Annotated in this window: 18 protein-coding genes; 13 read left to right on the forward strand and 5 right to left on the reverse strand. The window is 53.2% G+C overall.

Annotation, left to right across the window (positions count from 1 at the left end; translation table 11 throughout):
- Positions 1–42 precede the first annotated feature (42 nt).
- Genes SYN8016DRAFT_RS15390 through SYN8016DRAFT_RS09850 form a run of 4 tightly spaced genes read left to right on the forward strand, consistent with a single transcriptional unit; the run spans position 43 to position 2286 of the window.
- Positions 43–216: a hypothetical protein gene (locus SYN8016DRAFT_RS15390; protein ID WP_006854239.1), complete on the forward strand. Its 174-nt coding sequence runs from the start codon at positions 43–45 to the stop codon at positions 214–216.
- Between the two features lie 27 nt (positions 217–243).
- Entirely contained in the window at positions 244–564 is a 321-nt protein-coding gene (locus SYN8016DRAFT_RS09840) for a hypothetical protein (protein WP_006854240.1), read from the forward strand.
- A gap of 2 nt (positions 565–566) precedes the next feature.
- Positions 567–1043 (forward strand): cyclic pyranopterin monophosphate synthase MoaC, encoded by a 477-nt coding sequence (moaC, locus tag SYN8016DRAFT_RS09845; protein ID WP_006854241.1) that lies wholly within the window; start codon positions 567–569, stop codon positions 1041–1043.
- Complete coding sequence (locus SYN8016DRAFT_RS09850) at positions 1027–2286, forward strand: molybdopterin molybdotransferase MoeA (RefSeq protein ID WP_006854242.1); 1260 nt, start codon at positions 1027–1029, stop codon at positions 2284–2286. The genes moaC and SYN8016DRAFT_RS09850 overlap by 17 nt, the downstream gene beginning before the upstream one ends.
- Positions 2287–2294: 8 nt before the next feature.
- On the opposite strand, the gene SYN8016DRAFT_RS09855 is transcribed toward SYN8016DRAFT_RS09850, so the two are convergent.
- Positions 2295–2732, reverse strand: a complete 438-nt coding sequence (locus tag SYN8016DRAFT_RS09855; RefSeq protein ID WP_038014285.1) for a molybdenum cofactor biosynthesis protein MoaE — start codon at positions 2730–2732, stop codon at positions 2295–2297.
- Between the two features lie 4 nt (positions 2733–2736).
- Positions 2737–2991, reverse strand: a complete 255-nt coding sequence (locus SYN8016DRAFT_RS09860) for a MoaD/ThiS family protein (RefSeq protein ID WP_006854244.1) — start codon at positions 2989–2991, stop codon at positions 2737–2739.
- A gap of 59 nt (positions 2992–3050) precedes the next feature.
- On the opposite strand from SYN8016DRAFT_RS09860, the gene moaB reads away from it, so the two are divergent.
- The gene (gene moaB, locus SYN8016DRAFT_RS09865) at positions 3051–3578 is read left to right on the forward strand and encodes a molybdenum cofactor biosynthesis protein B (protein ID WP_038014384.1); all 528 of its coding nucleotides are present in this window, start codon (positions 3051–3053) and stop codon (positions 3576–3578) included.
- Between the two features lie 53 nt (positions 3579–3631).
- Here the strand turns inward: moaB and cobA are convergent, their stop codons facing one another.
- Together cobA and SYN8016DRAFT_RS09875 are read right to left on the reverse strand one after the other, a co-directional pair.
- Positions 3632–4420, reverse strand: coding sequence for a uroporphyrinogen-III C-methyltransferase (gene cobA / locus SYN8016DRAFT_RS09870; protein ID WP_006854246.1), 789 nt, complete (start codon positions 4418–4420; stop codon positions 3632–3634).
- Positions 4417–5076, reverse strand: a complete 660-nt coding sequence (locus SYN8016DRAFT_RS09875; RefSeq protein ID WP_038014287.1) for a DNA mismatch repair protein MutS — start codon at positions 5074–5076, stop codon at positions 4417–4419. The genes cobA and SYN8016DRAFT_RS09875 overlap by 4 nt, the downstream gene beginning before the upstream one ends.
- Positions 5077–5094: 18 nt before the next feature.
- Here SYN8016DRAFT_RS09875 and SYN8016DRAFT_RS14565 point away from each other — a divergent pair, with 18 nt between their 5' ends.
- From SYN8016DRAFT_RS14565 to SYN8016DRAFT_RS09890, 4 genes are all read left to right on the forward strand, one after another.
- Positions 5095–5295 carry a hypothetical protein gene (locus tag SYN8016DRAFT_RS14565; RefSeq protein ID WP_159098323.1) on the forward strand — a complete coding sequence of 67 codons (201 nt, stop codon included), beginning with the start codon at positions 5095–5097 and terminating at the stop codon, positions 5293–5295.
- 221 nt (positions 5296–5516) lie between these two features.
- Complete coding sequence (locus SYN8016DRAFT_RS09880; RefSeq protein ID WP_006854249.1) at positions 5517–7058, forward strand: ferredoxin--nitrite reductase; 1542 nt, start codon at positions 5517–5519, stop codon at positions 7056–7058.
- Between the two features lie 278 nt (positions 7059–7336).
- Complete coding sequence (locus SYN8016DRAFT_RS09885) at positions 7337–8224, forward strand: formate/nitrite transporter family protein (protein ID WP_038014387.1); 888 nt, start codon at positions 7337–7339, stop codon at positions 8222–8224.
- An 11-nt stretch (positions 8225–8235) separates the two neighbouring features.
- Positions 8236–8949, forward strand: a complete 714-nt coding sequence (locus SYN8016DRAFT_RS09890; protein WP_006854251.1) for a hypothetical protein — start codon at positions 8236–8238, stop codon at positions 8947–8949.
- A 52-nt stretch (positions 8950–9001) separates the two neighbouring features.
- Here SYN8016DRAFT_RS09890 and cynS read toward each other — a convergent pair whose 3' ends face one another.
- The gene (cynS, locus tag SYN8016DRAFT_RS09895; protein WP_071778049.1) at positions 9002–9454 is read right to left on the reverse strand and encodes a cyanase; all 453 of its coding nucleotides are present in this window, start codon (positions 9452–9454) and stop codon (positions 9002–9004) included.
- A gap of 251 nt (positions 9455–9705) precedes the next feature.
- Between cynS and SYN8016DRAFT_RS09900 the strand changes: the two genes are divergently transcribed.
- From SYN8016DRAFT_RS09900 to ppk1, 4 genes are all read left to right on the forward strand, one after another.
- Positions 9706–9906, forward strand: a complete 201-nt coding sequence (locus tag SYN8016DRAFT_RS09900) for a hypothetical protein (RefSeq protein WP_006854253.1) — start codon at positions 9706–9708, stop codon at positions 9904–9906.
- 91 nt (positions 9907–9997) lie between these two features.
- On the forward strand, positions 9998–11071 hold the full coding sequence (locus SYN8016DRAFT_RS09905; RefSeq protein ID WP_038014290.1) for an anthranilate phosphoribosyltransferase family protein: 1074 nt from the start codon (positions 9998–10000) through the stop codon (positions 11069–11071).
- Between the two features lie 19 nt (positions 11072–11090).
- Positions 11091–12314 (forward strand): tetracycline resistance MFS efflux pump, encoded by a 1224-nt coding sequence (locus SYN8016DRAFT_RS09910; RefSeq protein ID WP_006854255.1) that lies wholly within the window; start codon positions 11091–11093, stop codon positions 12312–12314.
- 48 nt (positions 12315–12362) lie between these two features.
- The gene (gene ppk1 / locus SYN8016DRAFT_RS09915) at positions 12363–14486 is read left to right on the forward strand and encodes a polyphosphate kinase 1 (protein ID WP_006854256.1); all 2124 of its coding nucleotides are present in this window, start codon (positions 12363–12365) and stop codon (positions 14484–14486) included.
- Positions 14487–14585: the final 99 nt, after the last annotated feature.

Here is a 14585-nt window from a genome sequence, read left to right on the forward strand (position 1 = left end):
AACTTCGAACTCCTTCATCCAAAGAGAAGATTTCGCGAGTTTATGACCTGTTCTGTGCGTTTAGCCATTTCCCTTGGACTTCTTCTTGGCTCTCTTCACGGCTGGTACACCAGCGAAGCCAATGCACATGCAGGCACGCCCTACGGCCTCAAGAATGTGAATTATCCTGGAGCTTTTGCCTCATTTGGTAGCGATTCACTCAACACGTTTCCATAGTGAGAGTCTGAATTCTTCAACTTAGGCATGAACTCTGGGGTCGTCTCTACAGGGAATCGCAGTCAAATCGCCATAGCAACGGGCTTTTTAGGAGCCTTCATTGTTGGGTCGCTTGCAGTACAAATGGTGCGCAGTCAAGCTGGCGTTGCCATCGGCGACAATCAAGCCAGCGCAAAAGTGGAGCCTGTGATTGGCTCACCAGCCACCCTCTGGGCCGAGTTGGGATCCCGCAGCGAAGTTGTTGAGCAAGTTGCGTCTTCAGCAGCCACCAGCTCATCTCCAAAAGCCGAGGTGGCTCCAGTTGTGGGCTCTGAAGCCACACTTTGGTCTGCCTTTGGCAGCCGCTAAGCATGGAAAAAGGCCTCACTCACCTCAACGCATCCGGTGATGTTCACATGGTTGATGTGGGTGATCGCCTCCCCACGCGACGCGAAGCAAGCGCTAGGGGTTGCCTTCAAATGCAGCCAACCACGCTGGAACTGATCCGTTCCGGCAATACGCCGAAAGGTGATCTCCTTGCTGTTGCGCGAGTCGCTGCCATCCAAGCAGCGAAACGTACCTGGGAACTGATTCCCCTTTGCCACCAGTTACCACTCAGTGGCGTGGAAGTCACGATCGAACCGGATTCCTCATTACCGGGACTAATTCTGTGCTGCCGGTGCCGCACAACACACAACACGGGTGTGGAGATGGAATCCATGACAGCGGTATCCATTGGATTGCTGACGCTTTACGACATGCTGAAATCGATTGATCCCGGGATGACCTTGGGACAGGTCGCTCTCACCCACAAGGACGGAGGCCGCAACGGTGCCTGGTCCCGCTGAGCCCTATGGCCGCGAAGGATTACCTCTTAACGAAGCTAGAGAGCGGCTGCTCAAACACATCAAGCCAATCAAAGGCCTAACAACGGTGCCCCTTGACGAGGCTCTAGGGCGCGTCAATGCCAAACCAATCAACGCTCCTGTCTCGATCCCAGGGTTCCGAGCCTCAATTATGGATGGCTATGCCTTAGGACAACACCATCAACCGAGTGTCGGCCAACAATGGACCCTTCACGGCCGCTCAGCCCCGGGATCTCCATTTAATCGAGTCTTAAACGCGGGTGAAGCTATCCGTATCTTGACCGGCGCACCCCTCCCAGAGGGAGCAGGCTGGGTTTTGCCTCAGGAATGCGTGGAGACGAGCCAAACGCAACTGAGCTTGGCTGCTGAAGTTTCGGATCAACCCTGGATCCGAGCCGAAGACGAAGAATGCAAAGCCGGGGATCGATTGATCAATCCAGGCCTGCGCTTAACGCCTTCCCAGCTTGGACGCCTGGCAGGTTGCGGCGTAGCCACACTGGAGGTCCATCTCAAACCTCGCATTGGCCTCCTAATCAGCGGCGATGAGCTTGTGCCAGCCGGGCTAGAGCGACGCGCAGGAGCCATATGGGAAAGCAACAGCACCCTGCTTGAGGCGATCCTGAACAGCCTCCATCAGGTGGTCCATACAAAATGTGTGATTCCCGATCAGCCAGAAGCCTTGCGGCGGGCCTTAGCTGAGCTCAGCAACACCTGCGATGTTGTAGTGAGCACAGGCGGAATTTCAGCAGGAGACAGTGACTGGATCCGAGCGCTTGTAAGTGAATTGGGGCAAGTGAATTTCTGGAAACTATTTCTAAAGCCCGGACGCCCCTTTGCCTTCGGGCACATCAACAATCAAAGAGGGGGTGTGCCTTTCTTTGGCCTCCCTGGAAACCCTGTTGCTGCAGCGATCACAGCCCTGCAACTGCTTTGGCCAGCCTTACAGCTCTTGGAGGGTCAACAAGAGCCTGAGTTCTTTCCACGCGTCAAAGTCAAGCTGGCCAACGCTTTGGCTCGCCGGCCAGGACGCCCCGAATTAGCCCGCGCACACTTGGAGGTCAATGCCAGCGGAGAGCTGATGGCGCGGGTGAGCGATTCTCAAGCCTCATCCCGCATTGGCTCTCTGGTTCAGAGCGATCTGTTGCTGGAGATTCCAGCACAAACCGGACGGTTAGAAGCCGGCGAGAGTCTTTGGGCGCAACTCATGCGAGCACGCCTCCTCTAAAGAGGGAATCAAAGCGGCGTATTTCCACTAACCCAGGTGCCTTGTCCATCCCTCCACTCTTTTTTCCAAAGAGGGGCCTGATGCTTGATCGCTTCAAGCAAAGCCATGCAACAACGTTGCGCAGGACCACGCCGATCAGCCTCAATCGCCACAAGCACGATGACCTCATGAGGCGATAAGCGCCCAACCCGATGGATCACAAGCGCTGCAGTCGCGCCATGCGCCATCAACAACCGTTCCGCATCCTCACGGATCAAGCTTTCGCACAGTCCTGGATAGTGCGTGAGCTCAAGCGCTTCAAGCGAACTCCCATGTTCAGCAACATCCCGAACCCGTCCACTGAATGAGGCTAAAGCAGCCGCAGTCGATGACCATTCAGACAACTGAATCCAAGGATCAAAGGGTTGGCTGTGAATCTCAACTGTTATTTCCAGTTTTTGTGTCATCCCCTCAACCTCCGGTAAAGGGTGGAAGAAACGCAACTTCATCCCCTATTTGCACAGGGGTCAGCGAACTCACCAACCGCTGATTAATCGAGATCTGCACAGACGCAGGGCGAGGTCCAAGCTTCAACTGATCCCAAATGTCTTCAGCCGTCACAACATCTTTGTCAGGAAGAAACACAGACTGTTCATCCCAGCCAGCCTGATCTCGAAGCGAAGCAAACAACAACACCTGGAGTGTTCTCTCCGGAGATTTCGTCATAGGAAACAACTTCAAGCCCTGCTTCGTTCTAGCGTTATCTTTCGTTCGCGATGCTGGAGCTGGCCCTCTCAATTGCTCTCCTCACCATTTCCGACCGACGCACCAGGGCGGAAGACACCAGCGGTGATGCACTCGAACAACGTTTAACGGCAGCAGGGCATCAACTCAGCGATCGGCGTATCTGCCCTGATGATCGTTACCAGATCCGCTCAGAACTCAGTCAGTGGATTGCCGATCCAAGCGTTGATGTGGTGATCACAAGCGGGGGAACAGGCCTGACAGGCCGAGACGGTACCCCAGAAGCGATCGCCCCATTGCTGGACAAAACCATCGACGGTTTTGGTGAACTCTTCCGGGTTCTTTCCTACGAGAGCATCGGGACCAGCACCTTGCAAAGTCGATGCCTGGCAGGCGTCGCCAACGGAACCATCGTCTTCGTGCTTCCCGGTTCTTTAGATGCCGTTCAAACAGCTTGGGACCGACTCATCTCCAGCCAATTGAATGCAAACACCCTTCCTTGCAACCTCGTACAACTTCTGCCGCGATTACGAGAAGCATCCTGGAAAGAAAAGGTGGATCCCGATTAGGGCGTTGAGGGGCCTCAGGCGTCTACGTCATTTAGCTGCCAAAGGATCAAAATTCAGAATGGAATCGGCATGGTCACCGCCGCGGGCTCAGGCGCACAGGCAGCCACTTGTTGGCTCACCACATCACCCACCACCACGATGGAAGGCGAAGCAAAGTTCTCTGTTCGAGTGGCCTCTGCCACCTCGCGCAGAGGTGCCTTGAGGCATCGCTGACCAACCACGGTGCCCTGCTGAACAACAGCAACAGGGGTCTCTCCGTCCAAACCGCCAGCGATCAATTCCTCAGCAATTCGCGGGAGATTATGCAAACCCATGTAAATCACTAAACCATCACTCGCGGTGGCCAGAGCGCGCCAATTCACGGAGGGGCGACGTTTATCGATCTCCTCATGACCGGTCACAAAGGTGACCGAGGAGCCGGCACGCCGATGGGTCACTGGTATTCCTGCATAAGCCGGAGCAGCAATACCCGAGGTCACACCCGGCACCACCTCAACAGCAATGCCATGGGAGACCAAATGGGCGGCCTCTTCACCTCCGCGTCCGAAAAGAAAAGGGTCGCCTCCTTTTAAGCGCACCACAGTTTGATGGCGCTGACCCAAAGCCACGAGCACCGAGTTGGTGCTGGGCTGCGGAACGGAATGATGCCCCCGGCGTTTACCGACGAAGTGGCGCTCACAGGTCTCGGGGACAAGCTCGAGAACCTCACTAGGAACCAATGAGTCGTAAACAAGGGCATCGCAACATCGCAGTAGACGATGCGCTTTGACGGTAAGAAGGTCTGGATCTCCTGGTCCCGCGCCAACGAGATACACAGTTCCTGTGTTGGTCGAGTCAGTCACGGCAATGCAGCAAGACAATGGATCAGACCCTGACGGAGCACAGGATCTTCAAGGAGAGAAGGCAAACCGCCAGCCTGACGCAGCGCCTCCGACATCCGGTTAGGGGCTAACGAAAGCGGTAATGGAACCATGGTTGGATGATCAACAACAAACCTATCCCAACGATCAAAGGGCACAACGGGCAGATCAAAGCGGCGTTGCAGTGAAGTGAGGAAACGATCCGACAGCCCTGGCCTTAATGGGTGGTGAATCAGCGCTAGCGAGGGGTGCTGGACAGAAACGTCAGCGATCCAACGAGACATCAGGAACCACCAAAACTCCCAAGAGCCAAGAAACGGAAGCGGCTTCACTGCGACACCCTCACCCCTCAACCGGTCCCGAATCTGAGGAACATCACAGCGCGCATGGCTGCCAGGAAGCAACAGCAGGGGCACCAACCATTGGGATGCACAATCGCGCCGTGCTGGCTTCGGGCTCTCCGCCGTTAATACCTCTAGTTCTACTGAGGCTTTTCGGAGCTCACCGACAGCAATCAACAGCTCCTGAAAGCAGGGGGGAACAACTCCACCAGAACGGCCGTGAATCACCAAGCGCAGGCCGTACTCACGACCAGGTTCCGCACGTTTACGTAGCAACGGCCACGGATCGAAACCCACCGGAACTGATGAAGTCGAGTGGTCACGATTCATGCATGCATGACTTACTACGGCAGAAAGCATTCTCGCGCTCCCATACACCCAACAGCTCGCAGCAGCCGGGCACCAAAACGATTTCGCAATGACTTTGACCGCGACTTAGCAGCCATGGCAAGGGTTTGGTCGATGATCCGCCAAGGAGCCGTTCGCTGGATCGGTGAAATCGGTCGCCAATACTGAATCAAATTCTTGGATCCAATGACGGATCTATCGAGCCAGAAACCAGGAGACTTTCCTGTATCACATCAAACATAATTTCGAGCTCGTGATGGCCAATTTGGTTCCAACCGATACCGAAAGGGCACACCACTCATCGCTATAAACGTTTCCTCCAGCACGCCCCAATCTGATGTGCTGGGAATCTCGCCAACCGACGAATTCCTCTATCAATCAGTCGTGCTATGAGCATTCAAATCCCGACAAGAACATTCCTAGAAAACAAGAAACTCAACAAGATTGAACAGAACAAAGCTTCAAAAGATGGGCTTCTTGTGGGCGATGAAATTGAGGAGTTTGCTCGGATTGGCTGGGAAGAAGTAGACGAAACCGATCTACAGCTTCGCCTGAAATGGTATGGAATGTTCTGGCGTCCCAAAACTCCCGGCAAGTTCATGCTTCGCCTACGAGTCCCCAACGGTGTGCTCAGCAATCAGCAGCTACGCGTTGTTGCTTCCATTGTTGAACGCTACGGAGAGAATGGAAGTTGCGACATCACAACTCGCCAAAATCTCCAACTTCGAGGAGTCTTACTTGACGACCTGCCAGATATTCTCAAACGCCTTAAATCAGTCGGACTGAGTTCAATTCAATCGGGTTTTGACAACCCTAGAAATGTAACAGGCAACCCATTAGCAGGAATTGACCCGAACGAAATTGTTGATACACGCCCTTTTACAACTGAATTGCAAGATTTCCTAACCAACCATTGTGAAGGGAATCCAGAATATTCCAATCTCCCTCGCAAGTGGAATACTGCCGTTGCGGGTGCCAAGGATAATTTTTTACTGCATAACGACATCGTCTTTCATCCCGTCAAACGTGATGGTGTGATGGGTTTCGGGGTCTGGATCGGAGGGATCCTCTCCTCTCAGATGAATGCCTACGCGCTGCCTATGAATGCATGGGTCAAGCAAGATGAGATTTGCAAAATGACGGATTGCGTCATCCGCTTGTGGCGTGACAATGGTGAACGTGATAAGCGTCCTAAAGGGCGCTTTCGCATGTATCTCGACCAACTTGGCGTCGAAACCTTCAGGAACAAAGTTGAAGAACTTTTTGGCCCTCTAGCCGAAGATCCAGGTTCAGTCTTCAATGACACACCACGGTCTCACTACGGAATTCATCCTCAAAATAATCCAGGCGAATTTTTCGCGGGGCTTCATGTGAACGTTGGGCGACTCACTGCCAATGATCTTCACGATTTAGCCACTGCAAGCCTTGAATATGGATCTGGCGAAGTGCGTCTAACGGAGGACCAGAACGTCATCATTGTGGGGCTCTCCACAGACAATCTCGACGCATTTCAAGCTGACTCCTTGCTGCAACGCTTCCCCCTGCAACCGGGAGCCATCGCGGCGGGAACGGTCTCCTGCACAGGAAACACTTACTGCAGTTTTGGTCTCACCAACACCAAAGACCAAGCCATTGCTGCAGCGAACCAACTCGATGCAGAGCTCGAGCTTCCCGAAGAGCTGAAGATCCATTGGACCGGATGTCCCAACACCTGCGGGCAAGCCTTCATGGGTGCCATTGGTTTGACAGGCACGAAGGCAAAAAACAGCAAAGGCGAAATGGGTGAGGGCTACACCTTGAGCATCGGAGGATCGCAAGGCGAAAATCCACAGATCGGGGAAGTGCAGCAAAAAGCCATTCCCGCTGAAGACATTCAAAACGTTCTTCGACAGGTGCTTATCGAACAATTCGGAGCAAAGCCTCGAGCTTAAGCAAACCGAATTAGCTCGACGACGTCAAACCGTGGCGCTTTATTTTGAAGCCATGGTTAAACGCAATCACGAACCAAACTTTTATTCATTTCCCAATGTCTTTCAAAGGTGATTTTCTATCGCGTTTTGTCAATTGGCTCAGCGCAAGTGGTAAAGACAAAGATCCAATCTCTGTATCACCACAGCAACAAGATGTCTTCTCACGCTTAATGAATCGCGTTAGCGGTTGATTCTTTTTTCATTTACTAAACCCAATCATGAGCGCAACAGCGTCCCAGATGGACTACGTCCTACCTAATGAACTCGTCGACGGCATGATTTTGGCCGGCGGCAAGAAAGCAACCGTCAGCATTAAAAACCTGCTGATCCGTGGCTTTTACTCTGGCGCCATTCTTGGTCTTGCCGTCATCCTGGCCCTCACGGTAGGAATCCTCACAAAACTGCCATTTGTGGGATCTCTTCTATTCCCATTTGGTTTTGCCAGCATCGTCCTGTTCGGAATGGAGCTGGTCACTGGAAACTTCGCGTTGCTACCGATGGCAACATGGGCCGGCAAATGTAGCTGGAGTGCAACCTTTAGAAATTGGACATGGGTCTGGATTGGCAATTTCATCGGCACGCTCGTTGTGGCGATCATCATGGCCATCAGCCTCACCAGCGGAAGCATGGATGCTTCTGCTGAGAATGTTGGTCCACCCATTTGGGATCTTGTGGCTCAAAAAATCGTTGCTCTTAACCAGATCAACGTTGTGAAAAAGTACGAGGCCCTTGGAAGCATGGGTTTCTTTTTGGCATTCTTGCGCGGAGTTGTGGCCAACTGGTTGGTTTGCCTCGGCGTCACGATGGCTCTTGTGAGCAAAAGTGTTCCCGGCAAATTGCTTGCCTGCTGGTTGCCGATTACAGCTTTCCAAACAATGGGCATGGAGCACATTGTTGTGAACCAGTTCCTGCATACAGCTGGACCAATCCTCGGTTCAGGTGTTCCTTTCTATAAGGTGATTTTCTGGAATTTCCTCCCAGTCACCTTGGGAAATATTGTTGGAGGAATGGTGTTCATCGGCATGCTCTTCTACAGCACCCATCGCACCAAAATTTCCGATGTGCTTCCCACAGAGCATGATGAAAAGCTAGAACGTGAACTCGCCGCTGAACTCGGCGCCCGCTGACTTCAAACCATATGAGTGCCATTGATGAAGCCTCCCTTTGGGATCGGCTGGCCAATGCACGGAAGATTCCTTTGAATCCAACCTGGCTGGGAGAGGTTTTCTCTCCCAGCCTTTCTGCTGAACTCCGTTTTGCAGTGGCTGAGCGTTTGGGGATGTTCGCAGAAACAGGTTGGCCAATCATCCATGCCCTGATCGAACAGCACGGAATACATCCTGAATTGATCCATGCAGCCGGCCTATGCCATCAACCTGAAGCAAAAGATTGGTTACTCACGCAGCTGAAGCAATCCGATGATCCAGATGTCCTTTTGCTCAAGGCACTGAGTTGCTGGGGTGCAGAACTCACACTGTCTCAATATGAGCACATTCTGCAGTTGCCCAGCCAAGCACAACGCCTCGCCGGTTTAGATCTTCTCAGCTTCAAATCTCATCAACTTCAGGCCGTTGAATTACTGCAGTTGTGTGAATGCACTCTGCAAGATTGGCGTGATCCCGTTGTCATCGCCTGCATACGCTTGCTGCAGCGACGAGACGACATTGAGATCAGCACCAGGCTTGCGGTTCTGGTCCATAAAGGCTCCGATGCAGCTGCTGAAGCTGCCTTAAGAGCCTTGGGTTGCATGGCCACAACTCATAGCAAAATAGCGCTGAAGTCACTGAGTGCAGAGCTCACCAATCCAGAACGAAGTGCGCATGCCCTCCGTCAGCTTCAACAGCAATATTAAAGACATTAAAAAAAACCCGGCTAGGCCGGGCATTTTGAATGAGATCAAAAACTCACCATTTTTTATAAGGTAAGAATTTTCCACACATTGTAATCTTTACCCTGTCTCCTTTGGGATCTTCAACCTTATCCACATCCAAAGTAAAGTCGATGGCACTCATAATTCCATCGCCAAATTTTTCCTGAATAACATCTTTAAGAGGCATACCGTAGACCTGCATGATCTCATAAAAACGATAGATCAGCGGATCTGTAGGAATCACAGGATCTAGGCTTCCTTTCGTCGGAAACTCCTGCAGCGCAGCGGTAATAGCTGGATCGAGAGCCAACAATGTTGCTAATTTCTCCGCTTCTTCAGGGGATGCGGTTGCCTGTCCGTAAAAGAGAGAAGCAATCCAAACCTCATCGAGCCCAAGGGCCGCTTCTAAGTCGGCGAAGGAAAGACCCTTCGCCTTCTTTGCCGCCATGAGTGAAGCAGTAAGCGTCGATGGCGAGGGACCAGCCAAGGACGGTGCCAAAGCAGATGTTGTCATGCAATAAAAGACCAATAAAGAACTACTAGAGATCAGCAACCCTTGCGGGACCACTCAGCAGTCAACAAATCATCTACAAGATCAAGACCCAAAAAAGATGCATTGACTACCATTTCAAAAGCTCGGAGCAACCAATAGCAGCATCGGCGACAGAACGACAACGAGGGAAACAGCATCATGATTGAGCTGATGGTTAGTTCGTTTTCATGTTTCTTACCTCACCCATGAATCAGTTCGCTCAAACCCTGAATCAGGCCCTAAAAAGTATCAATAACTTCTTTACCAGTGACTCTTTGTCGTTGACCCCAGCCGTTGTGCGTGAAGCCTTTCCAAACCTGCTCATTGAACGGCTTTATTACGCCGAAGGACGTCAGCACCCATCCCACCCCCTACACGGGAGCTATGCGGGCCTTTGCAGAAGCTAGCCAACGGCTTACATAAAAGATTCTGGTATCAATGACTACCACCGAAGGAGATGATTCTGCGGAACGATCTCTTTCGGTTCCGGTCATATCAATGCAAAGCTCTCCAGAAGCCAATAAGCGTGCATGTTTCAAGCAATTGCTACGCAAAATTGGCAGTGGAGAGCACACCAGCAAAGGTTTAACGCGAAGCGAAGCCGATGAGGCCATGGAGTTGATGCTCACGGGAGGAGCTTCAGACGTTCAAATCGGCGCCTTTCTCATTGCCCATCGCATCCGCAGGCCCGAGCCTCAAGAGCTCACCGGCATGCTCGATACCTATAGACGTCTCGGGCCCTGTCTTCAGAGTGAAGCCGATCAACGCCGGCCGATCTGCTTTGGCATGCCCTTTGACGGCCGATCTCGCACGGCACCGATCTACCCCTTAACAACGTTGCTGTTGGTGGGGTGTGGACAGCCTGTGGTCTTGCAGGGAGGGAAGCGAATGCCGGTGAAATTTGGAATCACTGCCGCAGAGCTGTTCGCTTCGATCGGACTCAACTTGCAGGGACTGTCGATCAATGATGTTCAAGCAGGATTCAACCTCCATGGTCTTGCCCTCATCTATCAACCGGAACATTTCCCTCTTGGCGAGGCACTGCTTCCCGCGCGGGATGATCTCGGGAAACGACCTCCACTGGCCAGCGCCGAGCTGCTCTGGACTGCTCACCAAGGGCACCACCTGCTTGTGAGTGGATTTGTGCATCCACCAACGGAAAGCCGAGCCTGGCAAGCCCTAGAGCTGGCCGGAGAAACGGAGGTCATCACCGTGAAGGGCTTAGAGGGCGGAACAGACCTGCCGGTGAGTCGGGCCGGGATCACAGCTCGCATTCACAACTCAGGAGAACCCGAACGACACATCGTTCACCCCCGTGATCATGGCTGCTTTGGAGACGACCCCCGCTGGGAATCAGAGGAGGCCTGGGCGACACACGCCAAAGAGGCCCTTCTAGGCCAAGGGCCCATGGCCCAATCATTGCGTTGGAACGCAGGCTGCTACCTCTGGTTGAGCGGACTGAGCAAAAGCTTGGAGGACGGTGTAGAGGAGGCCCGCACCATGCAAGCCAATGGAGTTGGCACCGCCGCCTTAGAAAAACTGATCGCCTGGCGGGCGTCTGTGGGAGGGTGATTAACCGTCTCGATCGAACGTGCGCCGTCCTCACGTTCCAACGTTATTAAGTGCGTTTCTAACGCTTCTCAATGACCGACTAAGCGAAAGCATTGTTTTTCCATTGCTGCCCTTTCTGTTGGCATCGTTCAATGCCGACGGTCGCACCCTTGGTCTCTTAGCTGGCAGCTACGCCCTTGCTCAGTTCGCAGCGACTCCCTTAATCGGAGCCCTGAGTGATCGCTTCGGCCGCAGGCCTGTGATCGCCATCTGCGTCAGTGGTTCCGTCCTCGGCCTCGGACTGTTTGCGATCACCGTGAGCCAAGACTGGCCCCCAGGTGCTGTCTTACCCCTGTTTCTTCTGTTTGGGGCCCGACTCATCGATGGGGTGAGTGGTGGAACAGCCGCCACAGCAGGAGCCGTACTCGCAGACATCACCCCTCCGGAGCAACGCGCACGCGCCTTCGGATTGATCGGAGTGGCCTTCGGGCTTGGTTTCATTATCGGCCCCTTTCTTGGTGGCCAATTAGCCCGCATTGCCGTCACGGTGCCGATCTGGGTGGCAACCGGCTTCGCCGTGCTCAACCTTGTTGTTGTCCTGACGTTGCTCCCTGAAACCCATCCGGTGTCAGAACGCCGCGTTCTTCCCCGCAAACGGGAGCTCAACCCCTTCGCTCAAATCGCGCGGGTGATTGGCAATCCAGCCGTCGGGCGTCTGGCCTTGGGCTTTTTTCTGTTCTTTCTTGCCTTCAATGGCTTCACCGCAATCCTGGTTCTCTATTTCAAGCAACGCTTCAATTGGGGTCCAGAGCTTGCCACTACAGCCTTTTTGATTGTGGGGGTCGTCGCCACCGTGGTCCAGGGTGGCCTGATCGGTCCATTGGTGAAACGGTTTGGGGAGTGGAAACTCACGCTGATCGGCCTCGGTTTAGTCATCGCCGGTTGTTTGCTCATCCCCACAACCGATCCGGAGCAAGCCAGGATCGGAGTGTTTACAGCCGTGGCGATTTTGGCCAGCGGCACGGGTCTCGTGACCCCAAGCCTTCGCAGCCTCGTCTCGAGGCGCCTCAGCGATGAAGGACAAGGAGCAGCTCTTGGCAGCCTGCAAGCACTGCAGAGTCTTGGCAGTTTTTTAGGCCCACCTCTCGCTGGACTGGGCTACGACCTCCTGGGTCAAACCAGTCCGTTCTTTGGAGGCGCCGGATTACTTCTAGTCGTCGTGCTCTTGGTGACGCGCAGTCCCCTTGAGGAGTCCACAGGGTGACCGACGATTGCTACCTTTCGCTTGCGAGCACAGTGCTCTCGTCCATTTATGAGCGGCGTCATGCTTCCCGGGAACCTCTACATCAATCGGGAACTCAGCTGGATCGCCTTCAACCGGCGCGTTTTAGCTCAGGCGCTTGACCAAAGAACACAGTTATTAGAGCAGGCCAAATTCAGCGCCATTTTCAGCAACAACCTGGATGAATTTTTCATGGTGCGCGTGGCGTCCTTGAAATCTCAGGTTGAGGCCGGTATCGACAAGCAGAGCGAAGACGGCCTCAACCCTCGGGAGCAGCTCCATGAGATTCGCAACCAGCTCTCAGCTCTGCTGGAGGCCCAGCAAAAGCATTTCCTCGACCATCTGCGCGTAGGGCTGGAGGATCACGGCGTTTTCCTGTTCAACTACCAACAGCTGAATGAAGCCCAGAGGCACTGGGTGGACAATTTCTTTCAAACGGCGATTTTTCCGGTCTTAACGCCCTTAGCGGTGGATCCTGCCCATCCCTTTCCCTTCGTTAGCAATCTCAGCCTCAACGTCGCCGCCCTGATCCATGACCCAGAGTCGGGGCAACGCCAGCTGGCCCGGGTGAAGGTTCCTCAGAAGATCCTTCCGCGCTTTGTCTCAATTCCCATTGAGCTTGGCGGCGCTGATGCCAAGCCATTGCACACAGCAGTGCCTCTTGAGCAGGTCATTGCTTTCAATCTCAGCCTGCTCTTTCCAGGAATGAGCATTGAAGGTCATTACTTTTTCCGGGTCACCAGGGATGCAGACCTGGAACTACGCGACCTTGAAGCCGACGATCTCATGATCGCCATCGAACAGGGCTTGCGAAAGCGAAGGATGGGGGGTGAAGTCGTCCGCCTGGAAGTTGCTAGCGACACCCCTCAAGACGTCATTGAGATGTTGATGGACGGTATGTCCGTGGTTGAAGAAGACCTTTACAGGGTGAATGGCCCCCTCGGGCTCGATGATCTTTTCGGCTTGATGAGCCTGCCGTTGCCACACCTCAAAGATGCAACACATTCAGGTCAAACTCCTGCCATCCTCAGCCGAGCGCAGAGGGGAAGGTTGGAAGATGGCTCTATCAAAGAAGAGGAGTTCGAGAGCATTTTCTCAGTCGTGCGTCGTCGCGATGTTCTCCTCCATCACCCTTACGACTTGTTTTCCACCTCAGTCGAGGAATTTATCAATCAAGCGGCAGATGATCCCCTTGTGATGGGGATCAAGATGACCCTCTACCGCACCTCCAAAGATTCCCCGATCATCGCAGCACTGATCCGTGCAGCAGAAAATGGGAAGCAGGTGATGGCCCTGGTAGAGCTCAAGGCACGTTTTGATGAAGACAACAATATTCAATGGGCCAAACATCTTGAGCGCTCAGGGGTGCATGTGGTCTACGGCGTCATTGGCCTCAAAACGCATACCAAGATTGTTCTGGTCGTACGCAAAGAAAAAGAGCGGCTGCGCAGCTACGTGCATATCGGCACTGGCAACTACAACTCCAAAACCTCTCGTCTTTACACCGATCTAGGTCTGCTTTCAGCACGACCAGAGCTCGGCCAAGACCTCGTGGAGTTGTTTAACTATCTAACAGGCTTCTCCAAACAACAAAGCTTCCGCAAGCTACTCGTTGCTCCTGTCTCCCTAAGAAAGGGAATGGAACAATTGATTCGCCGCGAAATCGAACATGCCAAACAAGGCCGTGGTGGATCAATCAAAGCGAAGATGAATTCTCTGGTGGATCCGGGAATCATTGCTCTTTTGTACGAAGCCTCTCAAGCCGGAGTCACCATTCGATTAATTATCAGAGGAATGTGCAGCCTCTACCCGGGCCTTGAAGGCATTAGCGACAACATCAGCGTGGTGAGCATTATTGGTCGCTTCTTAGAGCATTCACGCATCTTTTGGTTTAACAATGGTGGGGAACCAGAGGTATTCATCGGTAGCGCCGACTTGATGCCACGCAACCTTGACCGACGCGTCGAAGCGGTTGTGCCCATTGAAGAACCCGACCTCAGAGCACAGCTCGAACGCCTGCTTGAACGCTACCTAAGCGATAACAGGGGTGCTTGGGACATGCAATCCGATGGTACGTTTATTCAACGGTATCCCGAAGGAGAAGAGCGCAACTCCCAATCTCAGTTAATTGATGACTGGAAAGGAATGCACTAGTTCAACCAAATCGAATGCAATCCTCAACGACGATTGAAGGCAAAATCAGGAAAAAACCCAATATTTCTGTAGCCATCAACACTGCAAATCGATCCAGAT

The organism is Synechococcus sp. WH 8016 (genome assembly GCF_000230675.1).
Classification (GTDB): Bacteria; Cyanobacteriota; Cyanobacteriia; order PCC-6307; family Cyanobiaceae; genus Synechococcus_C.

What these genes read in the sequence shown, in the direction of transcription:
- SYN8016DRAFT_RS09905 (WP_038014290.1), top strand. Translation starts at nt 9,998, where the DNA reads ATGCAAAGCTCTCCAGAAGCCAATAAGCGTGCATGTTTCAAGCAATTG.
- SYN8016DRAFT_RS09840 (WP_006854240.1), top strand. Translation starts at nt 244, where the DNA reads ATGAACTCTGGGGTCGTCTCTACAGGGAATCGCAGTCAAATCGCCATA.
- SYN8016DRAFT_RS09890 (WP_006854251.1), top strand. Translation starts at nt 8,236, where the DNA reads ATGAGTGCCATTGATGAAGCCTCCCTTTGGGATCGGCTGGCCAATGCA.
- moaC (WP_006854241.1), top strand. Translation starts at nt 567, where the DNA reads ATGGAAAAAGGCCTCACTCACCTCAACGCATCCGGTGATGTTCACATG.
- SYN8016DRAFT_RS09900 (WP_006854253.1), top strand. Translation starts at nt 9,706, where the DNA reads ATGAATCAGTTCGCTCAAACCCTGAATCAGGCCCTAAAAAGTATCAAT.
- SYN8016DRAFT_RS09860 (WP_006854244.1), bottom strand. Translation starts at nt 2,991, where the DNA reads ATGACGAAATCTCCGGAGAGAACACTCCAGGTGTTGTTGTTTGCTTCG.
- SYN8016DRAFT_RS15390 (WP_006854239.1), top strand. Translation starts at nt 43, where the DNA reads ATGACCTGTTCTGTGCGTTTAGCCATTTCCCTTGGACTTCTTCTTGGC.
- SYN8016DRAFT_RS09855 (WP_038014285.1), bottom strand. Translation starts at nt 2,732, where the DNA reads ATGACACAAAAACTGGAAATAACAGTTGAGATTCACAGCCAACCCTTT.
- SYN8016DRAFT_RS09885 (WP_038014387.1), top strand. Translation starts at nt 7,337, where the DNA reads ATGGACTACGTCCTACCTAATGAACTCGTCGACGGCATGATTTTGGCC.
- ppk1 (WP_006854256.1), top strand. Translation starts at nt 12,363, where the DNA reads ATGAGCGGCGTCATGCTTCCCGGGAACCTCTACATCAATCGGGAACTC.
- SYN8016DRAFT_RS09880 (WP_006854249.1), top strand. Translation starts at nt 5,517, where the DNA reads ATGAGCATTCAAATCCCGACAAGAACATTCCTAGAAAACAAGAAACTC.